We start from the raw sequence: 12,924 nt of genomic DNA on the forward strand, positions 1-12,924 counted from the left end.
CGGCGCTAAAGCAGCGATCGCAGCGGCTGGTGCTGCAGCCAGGCGGCAATATCCTCGACCGCCTGGGTGAAATAGCGCCGGTAGTTGCTGTCGGCGACATAGCCGAGATGGGGCGTCGCCAGCACGTTCGGCAGCTGCCGCAGCGGATGATCGGCAGGCAGCGGTTCGACGTCGAACACGTCCAGCGCGGCGCCCGCCAGCTGGCCCGCGCGTAGCGCGGCGATCATCGCCTGCTGATCCACCAGGCCCGCGCGCGCGGTATTCACCAGCAGCGCGCCTGGCTTCATCTGCGCCAGCGCGGCGGCGTCGAGCAGATGACGCGTGCGCGCGCTTAACACCAGATGCAGCGACACGATATCGCTCGCCGCCAGCAGCGCCGAAAGCGACGGCATCAGCGTCGCGCCGCACGCCGCGGCGCGTTCGGCGGTCAGGTTCTGGCTCCAGGCACACACCCGCATGCCGAACGCCTGCGCGACTTTCGCCATGCCGCCGCCGATCTTGCCCAGGCCAATCAGACCCAGGGTTTTGCCTTCCAGTCCGATGCCGAGATGCTGCTGCCACGGGCCGCCGCTGCGCAGCGCCTGATTCTCCGGCACGATATGACGCGCCAGCGCCAGCAGCAAACCCCAGGTCAGCTCCAGCGGCGGCGCGCTGCTGCTCTCGGTGCCGCATACCGCGATGCCGCGCGCGCGGCAGGCATCCAGATCGATAGCGGCATTGCGCATGCCTGAGGTCACGATAAGCTTCAGCCGCGGCAAGCGCGCCAGTCGGGCTGCGGTGAGCGGCGTGCGCTCGCGCATCACCACGATAATATCGCTGTCGGCCAGCGCGGCGATCAGCGCGTCGTCGTCGTCGACAGGCTGATGCAGCGCTCGGGTTTGCACGGCGGGCCGCAGGGACGCCCAGTCGGCCAGCGACAGGGCGACGTTCTGGTAGTCGTCAAGAAGGGTGCAGTTGAGCATCGTCAGCGTCCTCTGTGTGCATCGGCTGATGCGCATGCTCTGCGAGCCAGGCGATGAACGCGCGGTTATCCAGGGGGAAAGCATAATAGTAGCCCTGAATAAAGGTCACGCCGCGCTGGCGCAGGTAGAGATACTGCATTTCGGTCTCCACCCCTTCGCCCAGCACCTCCAGCTTCAGCTTGTGGCTGAGGGCGATAATCGCATCCAGCACCGGCGTTTCGCCCGATAGCGACTCGATGGCGTTGATAAAGCCGCGATCGATTTTCAGGTAGTCCAGCGAGAAGGTTTGCAGATAGCTGAGCGAGCAGTGTCCGGTGCCGAAATCATCAATCGCCACCTTCATCCCGTCGGCGCGCAGGCGATCGAGTTTTCTCGCCACATCTTCGCCATCTTTAATCAGGCTGCGTTCGGTGAGTTCCAGAGTGATTTGCAGCGACGTCTGCTTAATTTTATCGGCGAAGCTGAGCATATCCTCCACGAAGGCTGGATGTTGCAGATGCTCGGCGGCGACGTTGATGCCGATATGAAAACCAGGCTCGACCTGCCACTGCTGAACATCTTCGGCGATCAGGTCGAGCAGATGACGCGTCAGCGGCACAATCATGCCTTCCGCTTCGGCGGCGGTGATAAAGATATCGGGCCGAACCGCATCGCCGTTCGGCAGCGTCCAGCGCAGCAATGCTTCGGCGCCGGAACAGGTCTGCGTGTGGTTGTTATAAACCGGCTGGTAGTAGACCGAAAAGCGGCGCGCATTGATGGCGCGGCGGATCTCATCGCGCCAGGAGATACGACGCTGCAGCCAGTTGGCGGTCAGCACCATCAGCAGAATTGAGAAAATGGCCGTCATCGGCAGGAAAATAAAGGTCACCTGACGCCAGGCGTGCATGATCTCCGTGCCCGGCGTCTCGATGGTCACGCTGATGGGATAGCGGCGCGATTGCGCCTGATAAATCTGGACGCTAAACAGGCTGGCGTGGGGCGGCGTCGACTGGCCGACGGAAATCGGCGCGCCATCGTTGAAGCGTATGCTGAGCCGATAGCCGCGCGTTTCACCGATAGCGCTCATAAAGTCCATCAGATACTGGCCGTCGATAATCGCCCAGAAGCCCTCGTCATCTGCCAGCTGCCGCACGAAAATCACTGCCGGACGCTGCGGGACGCCAGCCGTGCCGGCAAGCGAGAGGCTCCACCAGGCTTTGCCGGTTACGGGCGGCGCGCGTAGCATCATGTCGCTTAACGAGCCGGGGTTCATGCCGTAGGCCGAGGAGCAGGTGATTTTCACGCCCTCTAGCTTGCCGATGGCGCGGAAATAGGCGTTGAGGTTGCCTGCGCGCTGTAGTTCGTCTTCGAACTGGTTGCAGGGCTGATAGTGAAAACGGCGTAGCCAGGTGATCATATCCCAGGCGCTGTCGCTCATTTTTTCCGCCTGCAAGAGCAGCGTGCTGGCGGCGCTGATCTGCTGCTGCTGAACGGTGTGCCGCGCGTCGATAGCCGTAAACAGGATGCCGAGCAGTAAGGGCAGCATCCCGGACAAAATAATAATTATTCTTGCGTAGTCGCGTTTTTGTTTTAACGGCGGCACCGCGAATTCCTCTGAATGTTAAAGCGTCTGTGAGGAGGTGCGAATGTAATCCGCGCAGCATAGCACGCCCTCAGGCCGTGCAGGGTAGCGTTTTGCTCAGGCTGACAAGTGATGCAGATCAAGTATCGACCGCACTTTGCATTTATTAGCGTTGTTTTGCCGTTTTTGGCATTTCCCTGCGGCGAAAACAGTGTGTAACAGTGACGCCACACTGAACAGCGTAATAAGAGGCGTCTATGAGTACCGCAACCCTGGCATCTTCTTCTCTTCAACAGCGTATTTCCGATGCGGAATGGCAGGCGCGCGTCAGGCTGGCGCAGGCCTATCATCTGGCGGCGAAGCTGCGCTGGACCGACCATATCTACACCCACTTTTCGCTGCGCGTGCCGGGCGATCGGCCGCACTTCCTGATTAATGCATACGGCCAGACTTTTGACGAGATCCAGCCGGAAACCCTGGTGAAGATCGACATCGACGGCAATATCATCGACGATCCTACCGGGCTCGGGATCAACCCGGCGGGCTTCGTGATCCACAGCGCTATTCATCGCGCCCGGCCAGATGCGCATGCGGTGCTGCATACCCACACGGCGGCGGGCATCGGCGTGTCGGCGCAAAAGGGCGGGCTGCTGATGATTTCGCAGCACAGCACGCGTTTTCACCAACGCGTCGGCTATCACGACTACGAAGGGATCGCGCTCGATCTCGACGAGCAGCAGCGCATCGTCAAGGATCTCGGCAGCCTCAACGCGCTGATCCTGCGCAATCACGGTCTGCTGACCGCCGGTGGCAGCATCGAAGAGGCCTTTTATAACCTCTATTATCTCGAACGCGCCTGCCAGGCGCAGCTGGCCGCGCAGTCGGGCGGCGCGGAGCTGATTATTCTGCCGGACGCGGTGTCGGAAAAAGCGGCGCAGGCGTTTGATGCCAGCATTCGCAACAAAAAGTATCAGCTGCACTGGGACGCCTATATTCGCCAGCTCAACCGCAACGCCCTGTAAGGAGCTGCCATGAACAAACTTAAAGCATTCGCGGCGGCGCTGCTGCTGAGCGCCAGCGCGATGGCGCAGGCGGCGCCCGATCTCAGCGAGGTTACGCTGGTGCTGGGCGACCAGGCGCGCAATCTGCGTTCGCTGATGGAGGCCTCCGGCGTGCTGAAGGATGCGCCATGGCGCTATCGCTGGGCTAACTTTCAGGGCGCGGCGCCGTTGTTCGAAGCGCAGCGCGCCGGCGCGGTCGATACCTCTTACGCGGGCGATCTGCCGGTGCTGATGGCGGCGTCCGGCGGCGTGCCGCTGAAAATCATCGCCACCAACGTCGGCGACGCCGGGTCGAACGGACTGATCGTGCCGGCCGATTCGCCGGTGCGCAGCGTAAAGGATCTGGCGGGCAAGGAGGTGGTGATCTCCTCGGCGCGCGGCAGCATCTCGCAGCATCTGCTCTATGAGGCGCTGGGGGAAGCGAAGGTGCCGCGCGACAGCGTGCCGGTGCGCTTTGTGCTGCCGACCGACGCCAGCGCCGCTTTTAATTCCGGGCAGATTGGCGCCTGGGCGACCTTCGATCCCTATCTCGGCATCGCCGAGCAGCACGGCGCGCGGCTGCTGCGCGACGGCAAAGGGCTGACCACCGCGCTGTCGTTCGTGACCGCCACCCAGCAGTCGCTGGACGATCCCGGCAAGCGCGCGGCTATCGCCGATTTCGCTCAGCGGCTGGCGAAAGCGCGCGCCTGGGCGCTGGCCCATAAAGAGGAGTACAACCAGGTGTATGCGCAGCTGACGCGCCTGCCGCCGGCCGACGCGGAGAAGATCACCGCACGCATCTCTCACGGCATTCGCGCCGTCACGCCTGAAGATATTGAAAAGGTGCAGAAGGTGTCGGATCTCTTCAGCGAGCTGAAGATTCTGCCGAATAAAGTGGATGTGGCGGCGATTACCGACCGGAGCCTGTTTACGCAGTAACAGGGCAAAAGGCTGCGCTATATCGCCCATGCCCTGTTTTGCTCTGTCTCAATCGTTAAACAGCGTCTGGCGCAGCGCCAGCTCGACGCCGCGCAGCTCCGCCAGCCCTTTCAGGCGACCTATCGCCGAATAGCCTGGATTGGTGCGCTTGTGCAGGTCGTCGAGCATCTGATGGCCGTGGTCGGGACGCATCGGGATCGCATGCTTCTCGCCCGCGCGACGACGGCGCTGCTCCTCCGCCAGAATCACCCTGATCACGCCGACCATATCGACATCGCCCGCCAGATGCGCCGCCTCATGAAAGCTGTTGGGGTTGGCTTCGCGCTGCGTGGCGCGCAGATGGATAAAGTTGATGCGATCCGCGAACCGCGCCGCCATCTGCGTCAGGTTATTGTCGGCGCGCACGCCGTAAGAGCCGGTGCAGAAGCAGAAGCCGTTATGCAGGCTGTCTACCGTCTCTTTTAGCCACTGCATATCCTCTTCCGTGGAGATAATGCGCGGCAGGCCGAGGATCGGGCGCGGCGGATCGTCCGGATGCACCGCCAGCTTGATGCCGACCTCTTCGGCGACCGGCACGATGGCGCGCAGGAAGAACGCCATATGTTCGCGCAGCTTCGCTTTGTCGATGCCGTCGTACTGCGCCAGCTGCGCGCGGAACTGATCCAGCGTATAACCCTCTTCCGCGCCCGGCAGGCCGGCGATAATATTGCGCGTCAGCAGCGCCTTATCCTCGTCGCTCATGGCGGCGAAACAGCGTGCGGCCGTCTCTTGCTCCGCCGCTGAATAATCCTGCTGCGCGCCGGGGCGCTGCAAAATATGCAGCTCGAAGGCGGCGAAGGCGTCAGCGTCGAAGCGCAGCGCTTTGGCGCCGTCCGGCAGCGTCCAGGCGAGATCGGTGCGCGTCCAGTCGAGCACCGGCATAAAGTTGTAGCATACCGTCTCGACGCCGCAGGCCGCCAGATTGCGTATCGACTGCTGATAGTTGGCGATATAGCGCTGATAGTCGCCGCGCTGCGTTTTGATCGCCTCGTGCACTGGAATGCTTTCTACTACCGACCAGACCAGATTCTTTTCCGCCAGCAGCGCCTGACGCGCTTTAATTTCCTCTACCGGCCAGACGTCGCCGTTGGGAATATGGTGCAACGCGGTGACAATGCCGGTCGCGCCCGCCTGGCGCGCATCGTCTAACGAAACCGGATCGTTGGGGCCATACCAGCGCCATGTATGTTCCATTTTTACTCCTTAGCCGCAAATTTGGCCCAGTGGTCAGGCCGCTGGGCCAAGAGTATGCTAGCCTGACGGGAAAGGCCGTGATCGCGATCGCAGCGCAGTGAATTGCGTCTGTCGGAAAGGGCGTGCGGCCTGTGCTACGCTGCACCGCTGCTGACAGGAGAAAAAACATGGCGCTGCCTGTGCTAAAAACGGAACGTCTTTATCGCCAGATCGCTAACGCGATCGTGGAAAGCATTCAACGCGGCGAATTCGCCCCAGGCGCGGCGCTGCCGCCGGAGCGCGAGCTGGCGAAGCAGCTTGGGGTCAGCCGCTCCTCGGTGCGCGAGGCGCTGATTGCGCTGGAGATGACCGGCTGGGTGGATATTCGCACCGGCAACGGCGTTTTCGCGATGCAGCCGCTGCCGACCGCCAGCACGCCCGCGGCGGAGGCGGATTACAGCCTTGAAGATCTGTTGCAGGCGCGTCTCGCATTCGAGGGCATGCTGGCGGAGATGGCGGCGCGCAACGGCAGCCCGATGCAGCGCGAACAGCTGCGCGCGCTGGCCGATACGCTGCTGCGCTACCGCGCCAACGACGCGGAATTTCTTGAGCAGGACAAAAACTTTCATCTGCTGATTGGCGAAATGAGCGGTAATGAGGTGCTGCGCGAGATGATGGAATTTCTCTGGAACAAGCGCGACAGCGCGCGCTTCCGGCGGCTGGAGCGCCATTTTGCCGACAACGCCTTTACCGATGAGATGAACCGCGACCATCAGCAGATCGCCGCGGCTATCTACGCAGGCGACGCCGCCGCCGCGCGCGCCGCGATGGAGAGCCATCTGGCGCAGGTGAAGCGGCGGCTGCTGGGCTAGATTTTATGCCGTTTGGGGCGACCGGCGCCGAGCATAATCGCCAGTCGGCTGCCGCCCGGCGTGGTCTCCATCAGGATCTTAGTGATGCTGGTCAGCGGCACCGAGAGCAGCATGCCGACCGGGCCGAGCAGCCAGCCCCAGAAAATCAGCGACAGAAACACCACCAGCGTCGAGAGCCCCAGGCCGCGCCCCATCACGCGCGGCTCCAGCATATTGCCGAACACCATATGAATCGCGGTGAACAGCGCCGCCACCAGCATCGCGTCGTAGGGGCTGTTGAGCAGCAGCGCCTGCAGCACCGGCGGAACGCCGGCGATAATCGGGCCGATATTGGGAATGTAGTTAAGAATAAACGCCACCACGCCCCACAGCAGCGCGAATTTGATATCGAGCAGAAACAGGCAGCCCCATACCGACACGCCGGTAATCAGGCTGATCAGCGTCTTCAGCGCCAGATAGTGCGTCACGCCTTTCAGCGCCCGGTGCAGCCCGGCAATGCGGATCTGCGGGTTGGTCAGGGCATTACGCATCTTATAGGGCAGGTGATGCACTTCGAACAGCATAAAGACCACGGTCAGGATCAGCAGCACGAAATTGCTCATCATGCCGGAGAACTGCGTCAGCGCGACGGTGGCGAACGACATCAGCATATTGGGATCGAAGCGCTGCACCAGCGTATTGGTGGAAACGTGAATGCCGATACCTGACGCCAGGTGCTGCACCACGCTCATCTTCTGTTCCAGAGTGGCGCGCAGCTGCGGGTAGATATCGGAGAATTCGCTCACCGAACTGGCCAGCACCGCCACCAGCAGCAAAATCACGATAAATATCACCGTAATCACCACCGTGATCGCCAGCCCGCGCCGCCAGCCGCGCCGCATCAGGAAGGTAACGATAGGATTGAGCACGATGGCGAAAAAGGCGGCCAGTAAGAAGGGCACCATAATATCGGAGGCGGCGCGGATCCCGGCGAGAATAATCACCAGCATCGCCAGCTTAGTCAGAATATTTTGCCCAATTTTTTCCTGCTGTAGTTCGCTCATTCCCTCTCCTGAAAAGCCAGACCGCAGAGAATAGTGTAGCTGAACGGTAATTAAACGCCTGATTCTTCTATGAAAGCGCAGCGATAATCAGACTCTTTCACCCTGGTCAGGATGCCGTTGCCGATCGCTTATCTGGCGGTGGCAGGCCCGCCGATGTTGAGGATCTCCGCGCAGGCGCGGCGACGCGCAGCTGAAAACTCAGGAGCGCCAGCAACGACCCATGACTAAAACTGCCTTCCGGAGGCGGCGGCGGCTCGAAATATTCCGCTTATGGTGGCAAGCTGTAGAGTAAATTCAGTCAACCACGAGCGCACTTTGTCATGCCAGATCAACCTGCAGCGGAACCGGCTCATAAGGGTATCGGTTTAACCCTGCTGATTATCTCTATCGTGATCTACAACTTCGCCAGCTACCTCACCATCGGCCTGCAGCTGGCGGTGCTGCCGGGCCTGGTGCATGACCAGCTCGGCTACAGCGCCTTCTGGGCGGGCGTCGTGATCAGCCTGCAATATGTGGCGACGCTGCTGAGCCGTCCTCATGCCGGACGCTACGCCGATATTTGGGGACCGAAGCGCATCGTGGTGCTGGGGCTGGCGGGCGTGCTGCTCAGCGGTCTCTGCTATCTGCTGGCGACCTGGCTTGCCGCCTCGCCTGTCGCCAGCCTGGCGCTGCTCTGCACGGGACGCGTGATTCTTGGCGTCGGCCAGAGTTTTACCGGTACCGGCACCTCGCTATGGGGCGTGGCGCGCGTCGGCTCGCTGCATATCGGCCGCGTCATCTCATGGAACGGCATCTGCACCTATGGCGCGATGGCGCTGGGCGCGCCGCTTGGCGTGATTATCTATCGGCAGGGCGGGCTGCTGCTGCTCTCGGTGATTATTATCGCCATCTGCGCGCTGGCGATAGCGCTGGCGCTGCCGCGTCCGGCGGTAAAGGGCAGTCGCGCGCGGCCGCTGCCGTTTCGCGACGTGCTCGGCAAAATTTACGGCTTCGGTCTGATTCTGGCGATGGGATCGGCGGGGTTCGGCGTCATCGCCACTTTTATTACACTCTTCTATCAGGCGAAAGGCTGGGACGGCGCCGCCTTCGCGCTGACGCTGTTTAGCGCCGCCTTTGTCGGCGCGCGGCTGCTCTTTCCCAACGCCATTAACCGCTTCGGCGGGCTGCGCGTCGCGGCTGCCTGTCTGGCGGTAGAGGCGGTTGGTTTGTTTCTGGTGGCGGGCGCGTTCGAGCCCTGGATGGCGAAAACCGGCGCGCTGCTGACCGGCGCCGGCTTTTCGCTGGTCTTCCCGGCGCTAGGCGTGGTGGCGGTGAAAGCGGTGCCGCAGGCGAATCAGGGCAGCGCGCTGGCGACCTACACCGCCTTTATGGATTTAGCGTTGGGGATCACCGGGCCGATCGCGGGCTTTATTATGAGCTTTGCGGGCGTGCCGCTGGTCTATCTGCTGACGGCGCTGCTGGTCTGTCTGGGGCTGTTCTGCACGCTGCGGCTGGCGCGTCGGCTGCCGACGGCGTCGGAAGAGGCGCAGGAAGGGTAAAAAAGCGGCCTCCGACCGAGGCCAAAAAAGTGTCGCAAGACACAGATAAGGGTAGGGCGACGCGGCGGACGAAAAGCCCGCCGCGCGATAGTCAGGCCTGCAGCAGCGCGATGCTGTGGCGGATCTGGCGCTCAATCTCAGCGGGGCTCCAGCCGTTAAGCTCGGACGAGAAGGGCTCGAAGGCGTAGACGCCTTTATAGCCGAGCATCTCCAGCCGCTTCACCTGCGCCACGCTGTTCAGCACGTCGCGGTCGCTCAGCATAATGCGCTCTTCATCGGTGAGTTCGGCGGTGGCGCGCCGATCTTCCACGCCGGAAAGGTGCACCAGGCCAATCATCTCGACGTCGATCTCCGCCGGAAACTCCTGCTCGGCATGCTCATACAGATGGTGGTGAAAGGTGTCGATCACCAGCTTAAATGGCGCCTGCGCGTCGCGGATCAGCTGCTGCGCCTGCACCGCCGAGCGCAGCGAGCTGACCGGGAAGCCTAGCGGCTCGACCAGCCCCTGTACGCCATGCTGCGCAAAGCGCGGCGCCAGCGTGCGGAGCGCTGCCAGCGTTTCCTCCGGCGTAATCTCGACGCCTTCGTTCAGCGGGCACATCACCAGCGCTCTGGCGCCGATCGCCTGCGCGTCGCGCAGCAGCGCGTCAGCGTTGGCCAGCAGCGCCTCATCTACGCGGTTAAAGGGGTAGAGCGCGTTGATGGTCACTACGTCGATATTGTATTTCGCTATCAGGTCGCGCGTCTGCTCATGGGTCAGATCGTCACACACCTTTCCGCTCGGCATGTCGTTACGCAGTTCCACCTTGTTCAGGCCCAGGCGCTGAACCAGCTGGAAAAAGGCTTCTAATGAAAGGGTCGGCGCAATTTTACGGTTAATACAGAAACGGGTCGGATCGATGGCCATGCTGCGGCTCCTGTAGCGATGCAAGAGATAAGGGAATAAGCTGAGGGAGAAGAGAACATTTATTTCATAAATAGTGAATTATGAAATGTAAAGGTTGAGATCTGCCTCTCATTAATTTCATTTTGCGTCTTCGCCGCGCTGCTTTATCCCTTCTGATAAACAGTAAATCGCGCTTAATTCGCCTGGCAACATGCACTCTGCGCCCTTACCGCGCGCGGTTTTTTACGCCAGCGGGAAAAATGCGATCCATGCCGCTAAAAGGGAATTTTTCAAAAACTTTTATTTGAAAAATTTATTTCACTGTAATAGCTTCATAGCATGCTTTCGGTTTTGCCTGGTCAGACAGCATGGCGTCACGCTGAGGCTCTGCAGGGAACTCACACATCTTAAGAGGCTATGAAATGAACATCACAGGAAACTTCATTGGCGGTCAGATTACCTACAGCGCCAGCAACGAAACCATCCCTGTCTATGACCCGGCGACCGGAAAAGTGGCGCGCGAGCTTACCCAGAGCACCGGCGCGGAAGTCGCCGAAGCGATTAAAGTCGCCCATGAGGCCTTTCCCGCCTGGTCGAAAACCTCGCCGCTGCGCCGCGCCCGCGTGCTGTTTAACTTCAAGGCGCTGATGGAGCAGCATCGCGACGAACTGGCTGAACTGATTGTGTCCGAACACGGCAAGGTATGGTCGGACGCGCAGGGCGAGCTGACGCGCGGGCTGGAAGTCGTGGAGTTCGCCTGCGGCATTCCGCATCTGATCAAAGGCGAATATTCCGCCAACGTCGGCACCGGCGTCGACAGCTACTCGCTGATGCAGCCGGTCGGCGTAGTAGCGGGCATTACGCCGTTTAACTTCCCGGCGATGGTGCCGCTGTGGATGTTCCCCATTGCGCTGGCCTGCGGCAACACTTTCGTGCTTAAGCCACCGGCGCTCGATCCCTCGGCGGCGGTGCGTATGGCCGAACTGCTGAAAGAGGCGGGTCTGCCGGACGGCGTGTTCAACGTGGTCCACTCCTCTAACGAAGACGCCGAACAGCTTTATAAAGATCCGCGCATCGCGGCGGTAAGCTTCGTCGGCTCGTCCGGCGTCGCCGAACATATCTACAAAACCGCGAGCGCCCACGGCAAACGCGTGCAGGCGTTCGGCGCGGCGAAAAACCACGCCATCGTCATGCCGGACGCCGATCTCGATGCGACGGTAAACGCCATTATGGGCGGCGCGTTCGGCTCGGCCGGCGAGCGCTGCATGGCGCTGCCGGTGGTGGTCGCGGTCGGCGACGACACCGCCGACAAACTGATTGCGCGCCTGACGCCGCTGATTAACGCGCTGCGCGTCGGGCCTGGCATTAAGCAGGGGGCGGAAGAGAATGAGATGGGGCCGGTCGTCTCCGCCGCGCACCAGAAAAAGGTGCTGGGCTATATTGATAAGGGCGAGCAAGAGGGCGCGAAGCTGGTGGTCGATGGCCGCAACTTCCAGGTAGCGGGCCATGCGGAAGGTTACTACGTTGGCGGCACGCTGTTCGACAACGTGACGCCGGAGATGACCATCTGGCGCGAAGAGATTTTCGGGCCGGTGCTGAGCATTATGCGCGCGCCGGACTACGCCAGCGCGCTGCAGCTGGTTAACAGCCATGAGTTCGGCAACGGCAGCGCCATTTTCACCAGCAACGGCAATATCGCGCGCGAGTTCGTGCAGGATGTGGAAGCGGGCATGGTCGGCGTCAACGTACCGGTGCCGGTGCCGATGGCGTTCCACAGCTTCGGCGGCTGGAAGCGTTCGGTGTTCGGCGCGCTCAACGTGCACGGGCCGGATGGCGTGCGCTTCTATACCCGCATGAAAACCGCCACCGCGCGCTGGCCGAGCGGCCAGCAGACGGTCTCGGAATTCAGCATGCCGACCCTGAGCTAAACCCATAACGCCATCATTACCGCTACAGGCCTGCGGCGACGCGCCTGTAGCGGCTTGTTTGCAGATTAAAACAGGAGAGTGGGATGTCTTTTCTTGCAAAAGCGCAGCAGCCGGACGCCAGCGGCCGCATCCAGCACGTCACCCCGGAAAGCGCGGGATGGCGCTATGTCGGTTTTGATGCCTATCTGTTGAAAAAAGGCGACAGGCTGCGGCTGAGCAGCGGTGACAATGAGCTTTGCCTGGTGCTGGTCGCAGGGCTCGCCTCGGTGAAAACGCGCCACGCTGAATTTCCCGGCATCGGCAAGCGCATGTCGCCCTTCGAGCGCGTGCCGCCCTATTCGGTGTATGTGCCACATCACGACGAGGTGGAGATCGTCGCCGACAGCGATCTGGAGCTGGCGGTCTGCAACGCTCCTGGCCAGGGCAACCTGCCGGCGCGCCTGATCGCGCCAGCGGATGTCGGCGTCGAGCAGCGCGGCAAGGGGCGCAATCAGCGTCTGGTGCACAATATTCTGCCGGACAACCAACCGGCCGACAGCCTGCTGGTGGTCGAGGTCTATACCAACGAGGGCGATACCAGCTCTTATCCGAGCCATAAGCACGACGAAGAAAACAGCGAAAACGAAACCTACCTGGAAGAGACCTACTATCACCGTTTCGATCCGGAGCAGGGCTTCGCCATGCAGCGCGTCTACACCGACGATCGCTCGCTCGATGAGTGTATGGCGCCCTACAACCGCGACGTGGTGACCGTGCCGCGCGGCTACCATCCGGTGGCGACCATTGCCGGCTACAACAACTACTATCTGAACGTGATGGCCGGCCCGGTGCGGCTGTGGAAATTCACCTGGGAGAAAGATCACGCCTGGGTAAACAGCGATAGCTATCCGCGCGGCTAGCGGAGGCTGCATTCAGAAATAAAAAAGGGCAACTCTGGAGTTGC

Annotated in this window: 11 protein-coding genes; 6 read left to right on the forward strand and 5 right to left on the reverse strand. The window is 61.5% G+C overall.

The window, feature by feature from the left end:
- Positions 1-5 precede the first annotated feature (5 nt).
- Positions 6-962: a D-2-hydroxyacid dehydrogenase family protein gene (locus AC6I7Z_RS01000; protein WP_497812856.1), complete on the reverse strand. Its 957-nt coding sequence runs from the start codon at positions 960-962 to the stop codon at positions 6-8.
- Positions 940-2,544, reverse strand: a complete 1,605-nt coding sequence (locus AC6I7Z_RS01005) for an EAL domain-containing protein (RefSeq protein WP_497812857.1) — start codon at positions 2,542-2,544, stop codon at positions 940-942. Before AC6I7Z_RS01005 ends, AC6I7Z_RS01000 begins: the two co-directional genes overlap by 23 nt.
- A 236-nt stretch (positions 2,545-2,780) precedes the next feature.
- On the opposite strand from AC6I7Z_RS01005, the gene AC6I7Z_RS01010 reads away from it, so the two are divergent.
- Complete coding sequence (locus tag AC6I7Z_RS01010; RefSeq protein ID WP_497812858.1) at positions 2,781-3,545, forward strand: class II aldolase/adducin family protein; 765 nt, start codon at positions 2,781-2,783, stop codon at positions 3,543-3,545.
- A 9-nt stretch (positions 3,546-3,554) separates the two neighbouring features.
- A complete protein-coding gene (locus tag AC6I7Z_RS01015) occupies positions 3,555-4,502 on the forward strand; it encodes an ABC transporter substrate-binding protein (RefSeq protein ID WP_497812859.1) in 948 nt (315 codons plus the stop codon).
- Between the two features lie 48 nt (positions 4,503-4,550).
- On the opposite strand, the gene uxuA is transcribed toward AC6I7Z_RS01015, so the two are convergent.
- Positions 4,551-5,735, reverse strand: coding sequence for a mannonate dehydratase (gene uxuA / locus AC6I7Z_RS01020; protein ID WP_497812860.1), 1,185 nt, complete (start codon positions 5,733-5,735; stop codon positions 4,551-4,553).
- Positions 5,736-5,902: 167 nt separating this feature from the next.
- On the opposite strand from uxuA, the gene AC6I7Z_RS01025 reads away from it, so the two are divergent.
- The gene (locus AC6I7Z_RS01025; RefSeq protein ID WP_497812861.1) at positions 5,903-6,586 is read left to right on the forward strand and encodes a FadR/GntR family transcriptional regulator; all 684 of its coding nucleotides are present in this window, start codon (positions 5,903-5,905) and stop codon (positions 6,584-6,586) included.
- Here the strand turns inward: AC6I7Z_RS01025 and AC6I7Z_RS01030 are convergent.
- Positions 6,583-7,629 (reverse strand): AI-2E family transporter, encoded by a 1,047-nt coding sequence (locus tag AC6I7Z_RS01030; protein WP_033753264.1) that lies wholly within the window; start codon positions 7,627-7,629, stop codon positions 6,583-6,585. The genes AC6I7Z_RS01025 and AC6I7Z_RS01030 overlap by 4 nt on opposite strands.
- Before the next feature lie 320 nt (positions 7,630-7,949).
- Between AC6I7Z_RS01030 and AC6I7Z_RS01035 the strand changes: the two genes are divergently transcribed.
- Entirely contained in the window at positions 7,950-9,167 is a 1,218-nt protein-coding gene (locus AC6I7Z_RS01035; RefSeq protein ID WP_497812862.1) for an MFS transporter, read from the forward strand.
- A gap of 91 nt (positions 9,168-9,258) precedes the next feature.
- Here AC6I7Z_RS01035 and AC6I7Z_RS01040 read toward each other — a convergent pair whose 3' ends face one another.
- A complete protein-coding gene (locus AC6I7Z_RS01040; RefSeq protein WP_497812863.1) occupies positions 9,259-10,074 on the reverse strand; it encodes a TIM barrel protein in 816 nt (271 codons plus the stop codon).
- A 401-nt stretch (positions 10,075-10,475) separates the two neighbouring features.
- On the opposite strand from AC6I7Z_RS01040, the gene AC6I7Z_RS01045 reads away from it, so the two are divergent.
- On the forward strand, positions 10,476-11,981 hold the full coding sequence (locus tag AC6I7Z_RS01045; RefSeq protein ID WP_497812864.1) for a CoA-acylating methylmalonate-semialdehyde dehydrogenase: 1,506 nt from the start codon (positions 10,476-10,478) through the stop codon (positions 11,979-11,981).
- A gap of 83 nt (positions 11,982-12,064) precedes the next feature.
- Positions 12,065-12,880 (forward strand): 5-deoxy-glucuronate isomerase, encoded by an 816-nt coding sequence (gene iolB, locus AC6I7Z_RS01050; RefSeq protein ID WP_497812865.1) that lies wholly within the window; start codon positions 12,065-12,067, stop codon positions 12,878-12,880.
- Positions 12,881-12,924: the final 44 nt, after the last annotated feature.

It is taken from the genome of Pantoea sp. X-Soil-MYKO-1289 (genome assembly GCF_059730625.1).

What these genes read in the sequence shown, in the direction of transcription:
- AC6I7Z_RS01000 (WP_497812856.1), bottom strand. Translation starts at nt 962, where the DNA reads ATGCTCAACTGCACCCTTCTTGACGACTACCAGAACGTCGCCCTGTCG.
- AC6I7Z_RS01035 (WP_497812862.1), top strand. Translation starts at nt 7,950, where the DNA reads ATGCCAGATCAACCTGCAGCGGAACCGGCTCATAAGGGTATCGGTTTA.
- AC6I7Z_RS01010 (WP_497812858.1), top strand. Translation starts at nt 2,781, where the DNA reads ATGAGTACCGCAACCCTGGCATCTTCTTCTCTTCAACAGCGTATTTCC.
- iolB (WP_497812865.1), top strand. Translation starts at nt 12,065, where the DNA reads ATGTCTTTTCTTGCAAAAGCGCAGCAGCCGGACGCCAGCGGCCGCATC.
- AC6I7Z_RS01015 (WP_497812859.1), top strand. Translation starts at nt 3,555, where the DNA reads ATGAACAAACTTAAAGCATTCGCGGCGGCGCTGCTGCTGAGCGCCAGC.
- uxuA (WP_497812860.1), bottom strand. Translation starts at nt 5,735, where the DNA reads ATGGAACATACATGGCGCTGGTATGGCCCCAACGATCCGGTTTCGTTA.
- AC6I7Z_RS01040 (WP_497812863.1), bottom strand. Translation starts at nt 10,074, where the DNA reads ATGGCCATCGATCCGACCCGTTTCTGTATTAACCGTAAAATTGCGCCG.
- AC6I7Z_RS01045 (WP_497812864.1), top strand. Translation starts at nt 10,476, where the DNA reads ATGAACATCACAGGAAACTTCATTGGCGGTCAGATTACCTACAGCGCC.
- AC6I7Z_RS01025 (WP_497812861.1), top strand. Translation starts at nt 5,903, where the DNA reads ATGGCGCTGCCTGTGCTAAAAACGGAACGTCTTTATCGCCAGATCGCT.
- AC6I7Z_RS01030 (WP_033753264.1), bottom strand. Translation starts at nt 7,629, where the DNA reads ATGAGCGAACTACAGCAGGAAAAAATTGGGCAAAATATTCTGACTAAG.